Genomic DNA, 17744 nt, shown 5'->3' on the forward strand with positions numbered 1-17744 from the left:
TTCAACGCGCTTCATACCCCATTCGCCAACTGATGGCCCGAGTCGCCGCCAGCAAACGCTGCGCCGCCGGGCCATTTTCATCGGCATGAAACAATGACGTCGGGCCCACCACCGTCAGCACGGCCACTACGTTGCCCATCGCATTGAATACGGGGGCCGACAAGGCATCTACGCCGGGCATCAGCAAGCCATGCACATGATGCAGGCCGCGCGCGCGGATCTGCTCGCACATGGCCGCATAGGACTGATCGTCCGCGAGTGCATGGGCCGCGTTGCCCTGGAGCTCTTGCTCGCGCAAGTCCACGGTTTCGCGTTTGGGCAGGTAAGCGCCAAACACTAGCCCCGTCGACGAACTGAGTAGCGGTAAAACCGAACCCAGTTGCGTCACCACCGTCACCGCGCGCACGGCCGGTTCGATGTGTACGACAGTCGCGCCCAGGTTGCCCCATACCGCCAAAAAGCAGGTTTCGTTCAAGTCATCGCGCAACTCGGCCAATGGCAAAGCACCGACTTTCAGCACGTCCATACTGTTGAGTGCGGCCAACCCGACGCGCAGTGCTTCACGGCCCAGACCGTAATGGTTGGTTGCGGCGTTCTGTTCGGCAAAGCCGCTGGCAATCAACGCCTGCAAATATCGGTGAACCTTGCTCGCCGGCATTTGCACGTGCTCGGCCAGGCGCGAGAGCGACGTCGAGGGGGACAACTCGGCCAGGGCCTTGAGGATGTCAGTCCCCACCTCAGCTGAGCGGACTTTCTGTTTACCGTTGCTGTCAGGCTTTTCCATGGAGGCAGTTTGATCCCGGGACGAATGGGCGTCTTTATAGCTTGACGGTCAATACCAATCAAATTACGTTATGCGTAATTCGATTACGATAAAAATAACCCCGGCGTGCCCAAACCTCTGCAACGGAGTGACAGGACACGGCCAACTCCCTGTTCAGGAGGCTCCATGAACCTCGATTCAACGGCGCCAGCGCTAGCTTATCAGTCAGGCTTCGGTAACGAATTCAGCAGTGAAGCGTTGCCCGGCGCGCTGCCAGTCGGCCAGAACGCCCCGCAAAAAGCTCCGTACGGTCTTTACACTGAGCTGTTCTCTGGCACCGCGTTCACCATGGCCCGCAGCGAAGCGCGGCGGACCTGGCTGTATCGCATTCAGCCGTCGGCCAATCACCCGGCGTTCGTCAAACTCGATCGGCAACTGGCCGGCGGTCCATTGGGTGAAGTGACCCCCAATCGCCTGCGCTGGAACCCGCTGGAGATCCCCGCCGAGCCAACTGATTTCATTGACGGTCTGGTGAGCATGGCGGCCAACTCCGGCGCGGATAAACCGGCCGGGATCAGCATCTACAGCTATCGCGCTAACCGTTCCATGGAGCGTGTGTTCTTCAACGCCGATGGTGAAATGCTGTTGGTGCCGGAACAGGGTCGCCTGCGCATTGCTACGGAACTGGGCGTGCTGGAGCTGGAGCCGCTGGAAATCGCCGTACTGCCGCGCGGTTTGAAATTCCGCGTCGAACTGCTCGACCCGCAAGCGCGCGGCTACATTGCCGAGAATCATGGCGCGCCACTGCGTCTGCCGGATCTGGGGCCGATTGGCAGCAACGGTCTGGCCAATCCGCGGGACTTCCTGACCCCGGTCGCCCATTACGAAAACCTCAAGCAACCGACGACACTGGTGCAGAAATTCCTCGGCCAGTTGTGGGGTTGCGAACTCGATCACTCACCTTTGAACGTGGTCGCCTGGCACGGCAACAACGTGCCGTACAAATATGACCTGCGCCGCTTCAATACCATCGGCACGGTCAGTTTCGATCACCCGGACCCGTCGATCTTCACCGTCCTCACATCGCCAACCAGCGTCCACGGCCTGGCCAACCTTGACTTCGTGATCTTCCCGCCGCGCTGGATGGTGGCCGAGAATACGTTCCGTCCACCTTGGTTCCACCGTAATTTGATGAACGAATTCATGGGGCTGATCAAGGGCGAGTACGACGCCAAAGCCGTAGGTTTCGTGCCCGGTGGCGCATCCTTGCACAGCTGCATGAGTGCCCATGGTCCGGACGGCGAAACCTGCACCAAAGCGATCAACGCGGATCTCAAACCGGTGAAAATCGACAACACCATGGCCTTCATGTTCGAGACCAGCCAAGTGTTGCGCCCGACCCGGTTCGCCCTCGATTGCCCGCAACTGCAAACCAACTACGATGCTTGCTGGGCCACGCTGCCCGCCACTTTCGACCCAACCCGGAGATAACCCATGACGCAGACTTCCACCACTCGCAGCTGGGTTGCTTCCGCCAACGGCCATGCTGATTTCCCGCTGCAAAACCTGCCGCTGGGCGTATTCAGCGTCAAGGGTTCGGCGCCGCGCAGTGGCGTGGCCATTGGCGAGCATATTTTCGATCTGCAAGCAGCACTGGATGCCGGTCTGTTTGAAGGTGCTGCAAAAGCCGCCGCCGAAGCCACCCGCAGTGGCCAACTGAATGCGTTCTTCGAGTTGGGGCGCGAGGCGCGGGTTGCCCTGCGCGAACGTCTGCTGGAACTGTTGACCGAAGGCAGCACCCTGCACGGCAAGATCGAAGCCCAAGGCGCAAAACTGCTGCCGCTGGCGGCGGATTGCGAGATGCACCTGCCAGCGAAAATCAATGACTACACCGATTTCTACGTAGGCATCGAGCACGCGCAAAATGTCGGCAAACTGTTTCGCCCGGACAATCCGTTGCTGCCAAACTACAAGTACGTGCCAATCGGTTACCACGGTCGCGCCTCGACCATTCGCCCATCCGGCACCGACGTTCGTCGTCCGAAAGGCCAGACCTTGCCGGCCGGTCAGACCGAACCGACTTTTGGTCCATGCGCACGCCTGGACTACGAACTGGAACTGGGCATCTGGATCGGCCAGGGCAATGACATGGGCGACTCCATCGCCATTGGTGATGCCGCCAATCACATCGCCGGTTTCTGCCTGCTCAACGACTGGTCGGCGCGGGACATCCAGGCCTGGGAATACCAGCCACTGGGGCCGTTCCTGTCGAAGAGTTTCATCACCAGCATCTCGCCGTGGGTGGTGACCGCCGAAGCGCTGGAGCCGTTCCGTCGCGCCCAGGCCGAGCGGCCGCAGGGTGATCCGCAACCGCTGCCGTATCTGTTCGATCAACGCGATCAGGCTGCAGGCGGTTTCGACATCGAACTGGAAGTGCTGCTGATCACCGAAACCATGCGCGAACAGAACCTGCCGGCCCATCGCCTGACCCTGAGCAACGCCAAACACATGTACTGGACCGTGGCGCAAATGGTCGCGCACCACAGTGTCAACGGTTGCCAATTGCAGGCCGGCGACCTGTTCGGTTCGGGCACCCTGTCAGGGCCGGAAAACGGTCAATTTGGCAGCTTGCTGGAAATCACCGAAGGCGGCAAAAAGCCGATCGAACTGGCCTCGGGCGAAGTGCGTAAATTCCTCGAAGACGGCGATGAAATCATTCTGCGTGGTCGTTGCAGCCGCGAAGGTTTTGCGTCCATTGGCTTCGGCGAATGCCGTGGCAAAGTAGTGCCGGCGCGCTAAGAGGAACGAGGCATGGAACTCTATACCTACTACCGTTCGACCTCGTCCTATCGGGTGCGCATCGCGTTGGCGCTGAAGGGGCTGGATTACCAGGCGCTGCCGATCAACCTGATTGCTCCGCCCGGCGGTGAACATCGCCAGCCGCCGTACCTGGCCATCAACCCGCAGGGCCGCGTGCCGGCCTTGCGCACCGATGAGGGCGAATTGCTGATCCAGTCGCCGGCGATCATCGAGTACCTGGAAGAACGTTATCCACAGGTGCAGCTGCTGTCGAAAGACCTCGCGGCCCGCGCTCGTGAACGTGGTGTTGCGGCGGTGATCGGCTGTGATGTGCATCCGCTGCACAACGTCAGCGTGCTCAATCGGCTACGCCAGTTGGGCCACGACGAGCCACAGGTGATGGAGTGGATCGGGCACTGGATCAGTCAAGGGCTGGCGACGGTGGAGCAGTTGATCGGTGATGAAGGTTACTGCTTTGGCCCGCAACCGGGGTTGGCGGACGCCTACCTGATTCCGCAGCTGTATGCGGCCGAACGGTTCAACATTTCCCTGGAGGCGTATCCGCGTATCCGGCGCGTGGCAGCGTTGGCAGCTACGCATCCGGCGTTCATCAAGGCGCATCCGGCGAATCAGCCTGATACGCCTTGACGCAGCAGCAAGATCAAAAGATCGCAGCCTTCGGCAGCGCCTACAGGGGAATACGAACTCCTGTAGGCGCTGCCGAAGGCTGCGATCTTTTGCTTTTAATGAACGATGGAATTAGGCGGCAAATGCCCCAGTCGTTCGGTCAGGCGAATCCGCTGGATCGGGTCGTCACTGAGCAAGAGGGCATGTTCGAGGTCGAATCGCTCGGCGTTCGGGCAGTCCAGCCGTTGATACAGACTGGCCCTGGCCAGATAGTCGGCGACATTGCCGTTGCCCAGTTCCAGCACGCGTTCAGCGTCGATCAATGCGCCGATGTAATCGTCGTGGGAGAGGTGCAACTGGCGCAGGTTGCGCGACAGGCGCTGGAGCATTTGCACGGGCTCGGCGGTGACCAGGTGTTCAGCGCTGAGTTTCATGTTGGGGCCGTACTGGCGTTGCAGCAGTTCCCGGCAATCGTTGGGATAAAGCCGACGACCGCCGCACGGGTCGAGCAGGTGATCGGCGCCCGGCACGCGCAACAGGAAATGCCCCGGGAAGTTGACCCCGACCAAGGGGATTTCCAGGCCCCTGGCCAGCTCCAGCGCAATCAATCCCAAGGCCAGCGGTTGCCCGCGACGCAGCTCCAGCACTTTGTTGAGCAAGGCCACTTGTGGGCGCAGCGGAGTGAAATCGTCCTGGGCGAATCCCAGGTCATTCATGCGTCGTAACAAGGGTTGCGCCAGTTCGCTCACCGGCAACATTGGCAAGCCATAACTGACTCGCTGTTGCAGCTCCTTCAAGTCTTTGAGCAGGACCTCGGGTTGCACCTCGCTGTCATGTTCGGCGGCAATCCATAGCGCCGCCTCGAACAGCGCGGGCGGGGAACGTTGCAGACAGGCGAAAAACGATTGACGCGGTGTCATCAAAATCTCCGGGCAATGCCTCGTTTTAGCCTTGTCTCTGGCATTCGTCCAGTGGCGTGCAAGGGCCGAAACAGGTTATTTCCGAAAGCTTGCATCGCGGCTTCGCTTATTCCGGTGCGCTTCTGCAATTTTTGGGCGCAAGCCTATACTGGCGACTACAAGAAGTGATTCGGGAGCCCGACGATGTTCGCTCTCATGCAAAGCACTCGCCTTGAATCGCTGCATCTGAGCGTTGACCCGGCCACCGGGTTGAAGGCGGTCATTGCCATTCATAACAGCCGACTGGGCCCTGCCTTGGGCGGTTGTCGTTACCTTGCCTATCCCAGCGACGAGTCTGCGGTCGAGGATGCGGTGCGCCTCGCTCAAGGCATGAGTTACAAGGCAGCGCTGGCCGGGTTGGCCCAGGGCGGCGGCGTCGCGGTGATCATTCGCCCGATCCATGTAGCAAACCGTGGCGCGCTGTTTGAAGCCTTCGGCCGCTGCATCAACCAGCTCGACGGTCGCTACATCACCGCCATCGACAGCGGCACGTCGGTGGCGGACATGGACTGCATCGCCCAGCAGACCCAACATGTCACCAGCACCACCTCGGCCGGCGACCCAGCGCCCCACGCGGCGATGGGCGTGTTCACCGGCATTCGCAGCACCGCCATGGCCCGGTTGGGCAGCGACAACCTCGAAGGCCTGCGCGTTGCTATTCAAGGCCTGGGCAACGTCGGGTATGCGCTGGCAGAACAGCTGCATGCTGCTGGTGCCGAGCTACTGGTCAGCGACATCGACCACGGCAAGGTGCAACTGGCGATGGAGCAACTCGGCGCGCACCCCATCGCCAACGACGCACTGCTCAGCACGCCGTGTGACATTCTTGCGCCATGTGGCCTGGGCGGCGTGCTCAACAGCCATAGCGTGACGCAACTGCGTTGTTCAGCAGTGGCGGGTTCAGCTAACAATCAGCTGACTCATCTGGACGTCGCCGATCAGCTGGAGCGGCGGGGCATTCTTTATGCGCCGGATTATGTGATCAATGCCGGTGGACTGATCTACGTTTCGCTCAAGCATCGTGGCGAAGAATTGTCGACCATCACTGCGCACTTGTCGAAAATCAGCTCGCGCCTGACCGAAGTCTTTGCCCACGCCCAGGCGGAAAAACGCTCGCCGGCGCGAGTCGCGGACGAGTTGGCGGAGAAGGCGTTGTACCGATAAAAAGATCAAAAGATCGCAGCCTTCGGCAGCTCCACACGATCTGTGTAGGAGCTGCCGAAGGCTGCGATCTTTTGATTTTCTGGTTTCCAATGCATGAAAAAGGCCCTGAGCCATTTGACTCAGGGCCTATTCAATTCGGGCCTTGCTTACTTTGCTGCTTTGGCGGCCTTGGCTGGCTTGGCCGGGGCAATCGGCTCAGCGGCCTCAGTGACTTCAACCACCTCAACCGGCTCCACGACTTCGGCAGGGGCGCTGAGCAACTCGGACAACGCGTCCGGCTGGCTCTTGAACGCCTTGGCAAACACATCGCGATTCTTCGCCATGTAGATACCGGCTTCTTCCACCTGCTGCTCGGTCAGGGACGGAACGGCTTTGTGCAACACTTCAGCCAGCAACTCGGCCAGTTCGAGCATTTTGTCATGACGGTCAGCTTCGGCTTTATCCATGAACAAGCGCTCCAGATCTCGGCTGCTGCGGTATACCACTTCGACGGCCATTCACCACCTCACATGCCTTCACATTTGGTTGTCGGATTCGACTACTGTATTTATATACAGCGAAAAGGATAAGCGAATCGCCGGGGTTTGGGTAGTGGCTTTTTAATGTAGACCGGATTGGGCGTTTGTCAGTTGTACCACGGTGCTCCCTTCGCGAGCAGGTTCGATCCTACAGGATTCGTGAAACGCCGGAAGAGGTGCGACCAAACGCCACGGAGCGTGTTTCAGTGCTCCTCGCCATCATGGCGTGGCCTTCTTTCTGCATGCAGAACAACCGTCACGTCCAACCCGCATTATTCGGTCGAGCCGACCTAAGGAAGCATCATCGTGAAAATCAACTGGGCCGAAAACCTGCGGCAGAACGTGCATGAACTGGCCGAGTCCCTCGGCAATCTGTTCGTCGAGACCTTCCACTACATGGCGCTGTTCGCCATTGGTGCGGTGACCGCGTGGGCGGCGGTGATGGAATTTCTCGGGATGATCGAGCAGGGACACATCAAGATCGATGACATCTTGCTGCTGTTCATCTACCTCGAATTGGGGGCAATGGTCGGGATTTACTTCAAGACCAACCACATGCCGGTGCGCTTCCTGATCTACGTGGCGATCACCGCACTGACGCGTCTGCTGATTTCCAACGTGTCGCACCACAACCCGCCAGACGTGGGGATCATCTATCTGTGTGGCGGGATTCTGCTGTTGGCGTTTGCGATTCTGGTGGTGCGTTACGCTTCGTCGCAGTTTCCTTCGGTGAAGATTGAACACCCGCACCGTAAAACAGGTGCGGGGTCGAGTGAACATCCAGAAGTGGAGAAGGGCGAGCTTTAAAAACCGATGGCAGGTCGAGGCCGGCCTTTGACCGCAGGTGGCGGCAGGTTGCGCGTGTCGCCATCGGTCATGGCTTCGAGAATCGCCACGGCGCTGTGGCCCTGTTCGATGGCGATGCCGAACTGAATGCTTTGCACCAGGCGTTTAAGGCGCTCGGGGTCATTGCGTTGTTCGCAACTGATCATGCGTTTGGCTACTACGTGGCCACTGTTGGACAGGGTCAGCATGATGCTGCCATCGAGACCCTGAATGCTCAGGTTGATCTGATAATCCGCTGCAAAAGCATCGGTAATGAGCTGAAAGGGGTTGTCCATGATGCGTCACCGCCTGATTGAACGTGCAGTTGTTGACCGGTCGTGATCGGGATTAGTTCGCAACACCAGACCATTGGCCAAATTGCCTTCATGTAGGAGTTGCCGCAGGCTGCGATCTTTTGACGTTGCCCGTTGAAAGATCAAAAGATCGCAGCCTGCGGTAGCGCCGACAGGGTTGTAGCAAGGGGCATGCCGGATAGTTTGTCGGACAATAATCACGCCAAAAAGAAGGCGGGCACTGTGGCCCGCCTTCTTTTTATCTGCCCGTTTCAGGGCAATTTTCGCCTCGCTGCCACCTAATCGGTCAGCACTCCACCCAGCTCACCGCCAGGCCGCCGCGTGAAGTCTCTTTGTATTTGTCGTGCATGTCGGCGCCGGTGTCGCGCATGGTGCGGATCACTCGATCCAGGGAAATGAAGTGTTTGCCGTCACCGCGCAAAGCCATTTGCGTGGCGTTGATCGCCTTGACGGCCGCGATCGCGTTGCGCTCGATGCACGGCACTTGGACCAGTCCGCCGACAGGGTCGCAGGTCAGGCCGAGGTTGTGCTCCAGGCCGATTTCGGCTGCGTTTTCCAATTGCTCCGGGGTGGCGCCGAGCACATCGGCCAGACCGGCGGCGGCCATGGCGCAAGCCGAACCCACTTCGCCTTGGCAGCCAACTTCGGCGCCGGAGATCGAAGCATTTTTCTTGCAGAGAATGCCGACCGCTGCCGCGCCCAGAAAGAACGCCACAACGTCGTCGTCCGACGCATCAGGGTTGAATTTCATGTAGTAGTGCAGCACCGCCGGAATGATCCCCGCCGCGCCGTTGGTAGGTGCGGTGACCATGCGTCCGCCAGCGGCGTTTTCTTCGTTCACGGCGAGGGCAAACAGGTTGACCCATTCCATAGCCGAAAGGGTTGAAGTGATGACATTCGGCTTGCCAATTTCCAGCAGGCTGCGGTGCAACTTCGCGGCGCGGCGCGGAACATTCAAACCGCCGGGCAAGATGCCTTCGTGGCTCAATCCTTGTTCCACGCACTCGCGCATGACCGACCAGATGTGCAGCAGGCCCTGGCGGATTTCCTCGTCACTGCGCCAGGCTCGTTCATTGGCCATCATCAATTCGGAAACCCGCAAACCATGCTGGTTACAGAGCTGAAGCAATTCGACGGCGCTGGAAAAATCGTATGGCAGGACGACGTCGCTGGCGGGTGCGATGCCGGACTCTGCCTCAGCCGCTTCGATGATGAAACCGCCGCCTACCGAGTAGTACGTTTGCTCGAGCAGTTCACCGGTTTCGCCGAACGCTGTAAGAGACATCGCGTTGGGGTGATAAGGCAAGCTCTCGTCGAGCAACAGGAGATCGCGCGACCAGTCGAAGGCAATGGTTGCTTGGCCTGCCAGAGACAGCTTGCCCGTTTCACGCAGGGTGTGGATTCGGCTGTCGATGGAGGTTGGATCGATGCGGTCTGGCCATTCGCCCATCAAGCCCATGACACAGGCCCGGTCAGTGGCGTGACCGATACCGGTGGCTGACAAAGAGCCATAGAGTCTGATTTCTACTCGCCGCACGTCGGCCAGAAAACCTTGGTCGACCAACATCTGGGCGAAGGTGGCGGCGGCGCGCATCGGCCCTACCGTATGGGAGCTGGACGGACCGATGCCGACTTTGAAGAGATCGAAAACACTGATAGCCATGCTAAAGCCTATTCCTGCAATGGAAGATCAATCGCTGCCATTTTTGTAGGACAAGCGCACTTTCAGCGATACTGCCTCTCTCGGTCCTACGTGACCAACGAAACCTCCTAAGACAGCCTTTAGCAGGACTAAACGATGAGTCGTCAATTGCATGCCCAGACTTATGTGTGGCTGCAGGTGTTTTCCTGTGCCGCCCGGCACTTGTCGTTCACCCGCTGCGCCGAAGAACTGCACATCACTCCGGGGGCGGTGAGTCAGCAGATTCGCCAACTGGAAGAGCGCCTGGGTTTTCGTCTGTTCCATCGGCGAGCCCGAGGTGTGGAGTTGAGTGCCGAAGGCCAGCGACTGGCCATCACCGTTAACGAGGCCTACGGCAGCATTGATGCGGAGTTGCGTCGGCTGGACGCGGGCATGATCAGCGGCACGCTGCGGGTGCGCTCGATTCCGTCGTTCCTGAGCAAGTGGCTGACCCCACGTCTGCCGCGCTTGCAGCAGCGTTTTCCGGACATTCAATTGCGTCTGGTGGCCGAGGACAGCAGTGTGCCATTGCACGAGGGCGACTTCGATCTGGCCATCGACCTGAACGACGGCAGCTATCCAGGTTTGTTATCCACAGCCCTACTCGATGAGCAGATTTTCCCGGTGTGCGCCCCGAGCCTGTTGCGTGGGCGTCCGCCGCTGCACGGGCCGGCGGACCTGATGCATTTTCCGCTGCTGCACGACATCACTGCCTGGCGTGGCAGTTATGAATATGCGGAATGGGAGTTCTATCTCAATGCCATCGGTTTCGAAGGTGCTGATGTACGGCGCGGACACACCTTCAATCGCAATCACCTGACCATCGAGGCGGCCATCGCCGGGATGGGGGTGGCGATTGCGCGGCGCACGCTGCTCAACGATGAACTGGAGCGCGGCGCATTGATCGTGCCGTTTGGCCTGGCGGTGCCCAATCACAAGCGTTACATGCTGCTCTATGCACCGGGTGCACTGAGCCATCCGGGAGTGCGTGCGGTGCATGACTGGCTGGTGGAAGAGGCGGGGATTTTCCGTGGGTTGCACCCACTGGCGGACCAGAAAATGTGAGTAATTGTGACAAAGAAGCGGGGCGACTCAACTCCCGACCTTAACAGCGCTTTTGCCGGTTGTCCGGCTTTTTCTGCGATTAAAAATTATCTTTTTTTAGGGGTTGAATTGTTCAGCTTACAGACCGATTGTGTAAGTAAGAGGTCACGGTGATGACGCCCAAGGGCTTAGCTGACCGGCCTCTCGCGAGCTAGCTGAAATAAGGGATGAACTATGCAAATCCAAGTCAATAGCGATAACCATATTCAAAGCAGCATCCGACTGGAGGAGTGGGTACGTACTACCATTGAGAGCACGCTTGAACGTTATGAGGAAGACCTGACCCGAGTCGAGGTTCACCTGCGGGACGAGAACGGCGACAAGCCTGGTCCCCACGATTTGCGCTGCCAGCTTGAAGCGCGGCCAAAAGGCCACCAACCGATTTCCGTGACCCACAAAGCCGATACCCTGGAGCAGGCCATCGACGGTGCGGCCACCAAACTTGAACATGCGCTGGAGCACATGTTCGGCAAATTACGCGGCAAACGAGCCAATGTGGTGCCCATCGAAAGTGGCGCCCATGCCGATACGCTGCTGGAAGAGGAATTTCTGGAAAACGAACAGGCAGCGCTTAACGGCTGACACCTGATTCACCTTTAACCTCCCCAATTGAAACGGGCCTGCATTGCAGGCCCGTTTTTTTTTCAGAGATCACTCATTTCACAGAAACGCGGATGAAGTACTTTTGCGTATGAGAATATTTATCATTAGTATTGCGCAAAAATCAGCACGCACGTCCTTACCAAAAGGCGTTTGAGCCTGCTGGCCAGCCCACTGCCGCGATTTCGTAGTGCTCAATCAATGATCACCCGTCCCCCCGAACCTCATGATTTCGAGCGCGATGACCCGCGCGGCGAACGTGCGCATTTTCTCCAGGTATTTCTCTCGCAACGCTCGCAAATGGAAGCGCTGGTGAATCGTCGTGTCGGTTGCCGGGCTACCGCTGCGGACCTGGTGCAGGACTTGTTCCTGCGTTTTTGGCGACGACCACTGGTTCAGGTCGAAGAACTCAGCACCTATCTGCTGCGTTGCGCCGGCAACATCGCCATCGATCATTTGCGCAGTGAGGGCTCGCGGGTCCGGGTGAGCGAAGGCTTGATGGCGGAGCCGTTGGACAGCGCCGGCAGCGAACCGCAGGCGGCGCTGGAGGCGGGTAACGATTTGCGTCATGTCGAGGCGGCGTTGCGCGCATTGCCGGAACGCACGCGGCAGATCTTCTTGCTCAACCGCATACATGGCCGCAAGTACGCCGAGATCGCCAAGGCCATGGGGTTGTCCCAAAGTGCCGTGGAAAAACATATGATGCGCGCGCTCGAGGCCTGCAAGGCCAGCCTGCGAGAACCCAAGCCGCGTATGCCAGGGAAAGCACCGTGAACAACGTCGAACACGTCACCCCGACACCCGCTCAGGAACAAGCGGCACTGGCCTGGCTGAGTTTGCTGCACGACCAGCCGAGCAGTGGCGATCAGGTCACATTCAGCCAGTGGTTGCAGGCCGATCCGGCCCATGCCGAGGCCTATGCCCAAGCGCAAGTGTTGTGGGAGTTGAGCGAAGTGCCGGCGCGCACGCTGGCAGATGAAGATGCATTAGCGCTGCAGCGTTACCTCAACGCGATGAATCGCTCGCGGCGCAGCAGCGTTATGCGTTGGTCCGGGGCGCTGGCCATGGCGGCGTGCCTGCTGCTGATGATCAGCCTCGGCAGCGGTTGGCAGCCATCGCGCTGGATCGATGACCTGGGCGCCGATTATGTGTCGGCGCCGGGGGAAATCCGTACCGTCACCCTGGCCGATAAATCGCAAGTCACCCTCGATGCCGACAGCGCTATCGCCGTGGATTTCAGTGGCGGTGAGCGGCATGTCCAGTTGCGTCGCGGTGCCGGTTTTTTCAGCGTGACGCACACGGGTGAACCGTTCGTGGTTGATGCGGAAAAGGGCCAGGCGCGTGTACTCGGCACGCAGTTTGAAGTTCGCCTGCAACCCCGTGGCGCGCAGGTCACGGTGTTGTCCGGTCGGGTCGGTGTCACGCCGGACAAACAGGCTGAACAGCAAATCCTGACCGCCGGCCAGCAAGTGGCTTTCGGCGAAGGCTCGGCGCAACCGCTGCATGCTGTGGACAGCGAGGCGCAGTTGGCGTGGCGCCAGGGTTGGCTCAATTACTACAAGGCGACCCTTGCCGATGTGGTGCAGGACCTGGGGCGTTATTACCCCGGACGGATTGTGTTGCTCAACGATGAGCTGGCCAGGCGCCGGGTCAGTGGCAGCTTTCCGAGCAAAGACCCACTGGCGGTGTTGAGTTCGTTGCAGGGGGTGTTGGGATTTGAGCAACATCAGGTTTGGGGCCAGCTGATTATTTTGCGGTGAGGAAAATCAAAAGATCGCAACCTGCGCGTTCCCCTGAAGGAGCCGCCGAAGGCTGCGATCTTTTGACCTTTAAAAATATTTTCAACTTTCTGCTGAGGTAAAACCAAACGCCATCCGTGTAGTGACTGAAACTGCGAGTCATTCGCATCCGTTGCGGTTCTACACAGGTCATGAGTCATGAAGTCCAGGGCAAAATCCGGTTCGGTCAAACAATGGTTAAGTGTTTCTGCGTTGAGCTTCTCGGCGCTGGCGTTGCTGCCGCTGAGCGTAGCGATGGCGGCGGAAACCAGTGCCCAGCAACGCACGCAATTCAGTTTTTCGATGGCCGCCAAACCGCTGCCCCAGGCCTTGAGCGACTTCAGCCGCATCACCGGCATCAGCGTGGTCTACACCGATGAAGCGCCTTACGGCATTACTGCCCCGGCACTCAACGGCCAGTTGACTGCCGAACAAGCCTTGCAACGCCTGCTCATCGGCTCGGGCTTGACGTTCCGGCGTGCCGACAGCCACACCATGGCCCTGGAACCGATGCCCAGTGAAGGCGCGTTGAACCTCGGCGCAACCACCATTACATCGATGATGGATGAATCCACGAGCTACCAGCCGCCACCCACCAGTTCGGTGATGCGCTCCTCGACACCGCTCCAGGAAATTCCCCAGACCATCAACATGGTTCCGGCCCAAGTCATTCGCGACCAGGTTCCACGCAATCTCGATGATGCCCTGGCCAATGTCAGCGGCATCACCCAGGGCAACACGCTGGGGAGTACCCAGGATTCGGTGATGACTCGCGGCTTCGGCGACAACCGCAATGGTTCGATCATGCGCGACGGCATGCCGATCGTGCAGGGCCGTGGACTTAATGAAAGCGTGGACCGCATCGAAGTGCTCAAAGGCCCGGCCTCGCTGCTCTATGGCATCCAGGACCCGGGCGGCGTGGTCAACATGGTCAGCAAGAAACCCGAGCTTGAGCGATACAACGCGTTGACGTTGCGCGGCTCGACTTACGGCGAGGGCAAGAACGGCAGCGGCGGCACCCTCGACAGCACTGGCGCCCTCGGCACTTCCGGACTGGCCTACCGCATGGTGCTGGACCACGAAGACGAAGATTACTGGCGCAACTTCGGCGTTCACCGCGAAAGCCTGGTGGCGCCGTCGCTGGCCTGGTTCGGTGAAAGCACAAAGTTGCTGTTGGCCTATGAGCATCGCGAATTCCTCACGCCTTTCGACCGTGGCACGCTGATCGACCCGCGCACCAACCACCCGTTGGACATCTCGCGCAAGGAGCGTCTCGACGAGCCGTTCAATAACATGGAAGGGCGTTCGGACCTCTATCACTTCGAGGCCGACCATGAACTCAACGACAACTGGAAAGCCCACTTCGGCTACAGCTGGAACCGTGAAACCTACGACGCCAGTCAGGTGCGCGTGACGGCCATCGATCCCCAAAAAGGCACCCTGACCCGTAGCATGGACGGCACGCAGAACGCGATCAGCACCGACCGGTTCACCACCGCCAGCATGGAAGGCAACGTGAATGTGCTGGGCATGCAGCACGACCTGCTGTTCGGCGTCGATGACGAATACCGCAAAATCTACCGCGAGGATTTGATCCGGCAGAAAAGCAGGACCACCTTCAGCTACCTCAACCCGGTGTATGGCCGCGAAGTGCCGGGCACCACGGTCAGCCCCGCCGACAGTGCACAGACTGATGAGCTGCGCAGCGATTCGATCTTCCTCCAGGACTCCATCCACCTTACCGATCAGTGGATTCTGGTAGGCGGCGGGCGTTTCCAGGAATACGACCAGTACGCCGGCAAAGGCGTGCCGTTCCGGGCCAACACAGACAGCAACGGTCAGAAGTGGATTCCGCGCGCAGGCCTGGTCTATCGCTACACCGATGAGCTGTCGTTCTACGGCAGCTACACCGAGTCGTTCAAACCGAACTCGACTATCGCGCCGTTGAGCGGCAGCACGGTGGTGCTCGATGGCAGCATTGCACCGGAAGAAGCCAAGGCTTGGGAGATTGGCGCCAAGCTCGATCTGCCGGGTCGCGTGACGGGCAACGTCGCGCTGTTCGACATCAAGAAACGCAACGTACTGATTGCCAACGCCGAAGGACCTACGACGATTTACAGCGCCGCTGGCGAAGTGCGTTCCCGTGGTCTGGAAGTGGATTTGAGCGGTCAGCTCACCGAGCGCTGGAGCGTGATCGGCAGCTACGCCTACACCGATGCCGAGGTCACCGAAGACCCGGACTACAAAGGCAAACAACTGCAGAACGTCGCCAGGAACAGCGGCTCGATGTCGGCGGTGTATGACTTTGGCACCATCGTCGGTGGCGATCAGTTGCGAGTGGGTGGCGGGGCGCGTTACGTCGGTGAGCGGGCGGGGGACGCGGCGAATGATTTCGACCTGCCGAGTTATACCGTGGCCGATGCCTTCGCCACTTACGACACCAGAGTCGACGGGCAAAAGGTCAAGTTTCAGCTCAACGTGAAGAACCTGTTTGACCGCACCTACTACACCTCGGCGGTGAGTCGGTTCTTCGTCTCGATGGGTGATTCGCGTCAGGTGACGTTCTCGAGCACGCTGGAGTTCTGATGAAAGCCTTCAGCCTGTTATTTCTGCTCCTTAGCAGCACGGTTTACGCCGCTCCCGCGCCGGATGCGCGGGTGTATCACCGCGAAGATCAGGTCACGCTGCCCGGCTCGGGTGACAGCTGGGGCTTCGCGGCGCTGGACCCGACGCGGCCCTACCTGTTTCTCGCCCGACGCGAAAACGGCCTGAGCGTGCTCGATGTCCGTAAGCAACGCTTGATCAAAACCATCAAAGGTTCGCAGGGCGCCAATGGCGTGGTGTTTGTCCCTTCGCTGGACCGCGTGTTCGTGCTCAATACCGATGGCAGCCTGGGCGTGGTCGAGTTATCCACACTCAAACTGCTCAAGCGCATCCCGGTGGCCCAGAGCAATCTCAACAGCGCGGTGTATGAACCGCGCAGCGGCCAGGTCATCATCGTCAGCGGTCGGCGTGCGGATCGTTCGACCTTGTTTGTGTTCGATCCGAAAGCAGAGCGCATCAGCGCCGCCCATGAACTGAACGTGAAGAAAATAGACCCGTTGCTGCTTAAAGGCGATGGCAGTTTCTTCCTGCCGATGCGTGATGAAGGCCAGGTTGCGCGATTCTCTGCGACGACGTTCGAGGTCCTCGACACCTGGCAATTCGATGGATGCCCGCGCCCGAGTGCGTTGGCGCAGGATGTCGAACGGAACCGGTTATTCGTGGCGTGTCGCGGTGACAATCCTCGGCTGGTGGTGGCCGATAGAGAGACCGGTGAAGTGCAGACCAGCCTGCCGATTACGCGCGACGTCAACGCCGTGGCGTATGATCCGGACAGCCGACGCTTGATCATTCCAAGTGGCGTCGATGCCAGCCTGACGGTCATCCAGCAGTTGGACGCCGATCATTACGCATTACAGGCGAACATCAGCACGCTGCCCATGGCGTACAACATGGCCTTCGATCCACAGAGCAAAAAGGTTTATCTGCCGGCGATGGACTTTACCCAGCCAGCATCGGCGAAAGGTGAACCCAAGCTTGATCCGCTGTTCCACGCTGATACGTTCAGCGTGATGACGCTGGCGCCCTGAGACGAAAAGATCGCAGCCTCGTTTCACTCGACAGCTCCTACATAGAGATGCGTAGGAGCTGTCGAGTAAAACGAGGCTGCGATCCTCTGACCTTGCCTCAGCGCAAAAACGCCTGCCGATATTCCCCAGGCGTTCCACTCAACACCTGACGAAACCGGTTGGTGAAATGACTGGCACTGGCAAACCCGCAGGCCAACGCAATCTCACCCAACGGCTGCGACGTGGTCCGCAACAACTCCCGCGCCCGGCTCATCCGCCGCGCCAGCACATACTGATGCGGTGGCAAGCCAAAGCTTTCGCGGAACATCCGCGCAAAGTGGTATTCCGATAACGCACACAACGCGGCCAATTGTCCGAGACTGATGGCTTCGGCCAGCTGACTGTCGATGAACTCCACCAACTGCCGCCGCTGATGCGCCGCCAAACCACCCTTGAGCCGCAGCCCTTCGCGCAGGCCGACCTGGCCGAGCAACACGTGGCTGAGCATTTCATGGGCCAGGCTACTGGTGAGCAGGCGTTCGCCGGGTTCATCCCAATTGAGGGTAATCATCTGGCGAAAGCGTCGGGCTTGCAGCGGATCGTCAAGGAACGTGCCTTCTCGCAATTGCAACTCGCGAGGTTCGCGGTCCAGCAGCGTGACGCAGCCGAGCGCGAATTGTTCGGGGCTGAAATAAATATGGGCCAGGCGGATGTCGCCGTTGATCACCCAGCCGGACTGATGGTCGGCGGGCAGGATGCACAGTTTGTCCGGGCCGCCCTTGGTGCCGGGCTGATCGCGGCGAAAGGTGCCGGTGCCACCGGCGATGTAGCAAGACAGGGTGTGGTGACTCGGCGCTTCGTAATCCTGGGCGTCGTGATGGTTGCTCCACAAGGCTGCAGCCATGCCGTCACCGAGCTCGGCGCTGTGCTCGAGGCGAGCATTGGGCGAGCGGTTGAGGGCTTGAAAGACTTGTAGGGTATCCAGTGCGGCCATGATCGTT

Annotated in this window: 16 protein-coding genes and 1 pseudogene; 11 read left to right on the forward strand and 6 right to left on the reverse strand. The window is 59.5% G+C overall.

Annotated features, from left to right (window positions below):
* Position 1 precedes the first annotated feature (1 nt).
* Positions 2 to 784 carry an IclR family transcriptional regulator gene (locus tag KUF73_RS04605; protein WP_218436885.1) on the reverse strand — a complete coding sequence of 261 codons (783 nt, stop codon included), beginning with the start codon at positions 782 to 784 and terminating at the stop codon, positions 2 to 4.
* 165 nt (positions 785 to 949) lie between these two features.
* On the opposite strand from KUF73_RS04605, the gene hmgA reads away from it, so the two are divergent.
* From hmgA to maiA, 3 genes are read left to right on the forward strand one after another with little or no spacing between them, the layout of a single operon-like run.
* Complete coding sequence (gene hmgA / locus KUF73_RS04610) at positions 950 to 2254, forward strand: homogentisate 1,2-dioxygenase (RefSeq protein ID WP_218436886.1); 1305 nt, start codon at positions 950 to 952, stop codon at positions 2252 to 2254.
* 3 nt (positions 2255 to 2257) lie between these two features.
* Positions 2258 to 3562 (forward strand): fumarylacetoacetase, encoded by a 1305-nt coding sequence (gene fahA, locus KUF73_RS04615; protein WP_218436888.1) that lies wholly within the window; start codon positions 2258 to 2260, stop codon positions 3560 to 3562.
* A 12-nt stretch (positions 3563 to 3574) separates the two neighbouring features.
* Positions 3575 to 4210 (forward strand): maleylacetoacetate isomerase, encoded by a 636-nt coding sequence (gene maiA, locus KUF73_RS04620; RefSeq protein WP_218436889.1) that lies wholly within the window; start codon positions 3575 to 3577, stop codon positions 4208 to 4210.
* A gap of 95 nt (positions 4211 to 4305) precedes the next feature.
* On the opposite strand, the gene KUF73_RS04625 is transcribed toward maiA, so the two are convergent.
* Positions 4306 to 5109: a SirB1 family protein gene (locus tag KUF73_RS04625; RefSeq protein ID WP_218436890.1), complete on the reverse strand. Its 804-nt coding sequence runs from the start codon at positions 5107 to 5109 to the stop codon at positions 4306 to 4308.
* Positions 5110 to 5292: 183 nt separating this feature from the next.
* Here KUF73_RS04625 and KUF73_RS04630 point away from each other — a divergent pair, with 183 nt between their 5' ends.
* A complete protein-coding gene (locus KUF73_RS04630) occupies positions 5293 to 6312 on the forward strand; it encodes a Glu/Leu/Phe/Val dehydrogenase dimerization domain-containing protein (protein WP_218436892.1) in 1020 nt (339 codons plus the stop codon).
* Positions 6313 to 6554: 242 nt separating this feature from the next.
* Here KUF73_RS04630 and KUF73_RS04635 read toward each other — a convergent pair.
* A pseudogene (locus KUF73_RS04635) lies at positions 6555 to 6809 on the reverse strand (YebG family protein); the annotation flags it as partial.
* A 327-nt stretch (positions 6810 to 7136) separates the two neighbouring features.
* Between KUF73_RS04635 and KUF73_RS04640 the strand changes: the two are divergent.
* Positions 7137 to 7637, forward strand: a complete 501-nt coding sequence (locus KUF73_RS04640) for a phosphate-starvation-inducible protein PsiE (protein WP_218436896.1) — start codon at positions 7137 to 7139, stop codon at positions 7635 to 7637.
* Here KUF73_RS04640 and KUF73_RS04645 read toward each other — a convergent pair.
* Together KUF73_RS04645 and KUF73_RS04650 are read right to left on the reverse strand one after the other, a co-directional pair.
* A complete protein-coding gene (locus tag KUF73_RS04645; RefSeq protein WP_218436898.1) occupies positions 7634 to 7951 on the reverse strand; it encodes a DUF3509 domain-containing protein in 318 nt (105 codons plus the stop codon). The genes KUF73_RS04640 and KUF73_RS04645 overlap by 4 nt on opposite strands.
* Before the next feature lie 304 nt (positions 7952 to 8255).
* Complete coding sequence (locus KUF73_RS04650) at positions 8256 to 9632, reverse strand: L-serine ammonia-lyase (protein WP_218436899.1); 1377 nt, start codon at positions 9630 to 9632, stop codon at positions 8256 to 8258.
* 135 nt (positions 9633 to 9767) lie between these two features.
* Here KUF73_RS04650 and KUF73_RS04655 point away from each other — a divergent pair, with 135 nt between their 5' ends.
* The 6 genes from KUF73_RS04655 (at position 9768) to KUF73_RS04680 (ending at position 16764) form a co-directional block, all read left to right on the forward strand.
* Positions 9768 to 10715: a LysR substrate-binding domain-containing protein gene (locus KUF73_RS04655; protein ID WP_218436900.1), complete on the forward strand. Its 948-nt coding sequence runs from the start codon at positions 9768 to 9770 to the stop codon at positions 10713 to 10715.
* A 213-nt stretch (positions 10716 to 10928) separates the two neighbouring features.
* Positions 10929 to 11336: an HPF/RaiA family ribosome-associated protein gene (locus KUF73_RS04660; RefSeq protein WP_218436901.1), complete on the forward strand. Its 408-nt coding sequence runs from the start codon at positions 10929 to 10931 to the stop codon at positions 11334 to 11336.
* Between the two features lie 219 nt (positions 11337 to 11555).
* Entirely contained in the window at positions 11556 to 12128 is a 573-nt protein-coding gene (locus tag KUF73_RS04665) for an RNA polymerase sigma factor (protein WP_218436902.1), read from the forward strand.
* Complete coding sequence (locus KUF73_RS04670; RefSeq protein WP_218436903.1) at positions 12125 to 13114, forward strand: FecR family protein; 990 nt, start codon at positions 12125 to 12127, stop codon at positions 13112 to 13114. The genes KUF73_RS04665 and KUF73_RS04670 overlap by 4 nt, the downstream gene beginning before the upstream one ends.
* 177 nt (positions 13115 to 13291) lie before the next feature.
* Positions 13292 to 15718: a TonB-dependent receptor gene (locus KUF73_RS04675; protein ID WP_218436904.1), complete on the forward strand. Its 2427-nt coding sequence runs from the start codon at positions 13292 to 13294 to the stop codon at positions 15716 to 15718.
* Entirely contained in the window at positions 15718 to 16764 is a 1047-nt protein-coding gene (locus tag KUF73_RS04680) for a YncE family protein (protein WP_218436905.1), read from the forward strand. Before KUF73_RS04675 ends, KUF73_RS04680 begins: the two co-directional genes overlap by 1 nt.
* 97 nt (positions 16765 to 16861) lie before the next feature.
* On the opposite strand, the gene KUF73_RS04685 is transcribed toward KUF73_RS04680, so the two are convergent.
* Positions 16862 to 17737, reverse strand: a complete 876-nt coding sequence (locus KUF73_RS04685) for an AraC family transcriptional regulator (protein WP_218436906.1) — start codon at positions 17735 to 17737, stop codon at positions 16862 to 16864.
* Positions 17738 to 17744 lie beyond the last annotated feature (7 nt).

Origin of the sequence: Pseudomonas sp. PD9R (assembly GCF_019200975.1) — a bacterium.
Lineage (GTDB): Bacteria > Pseudomonadota > Gammaproteobacteria > Pseudomonadales > Pseudomonadaceae > Aquipseudomonas.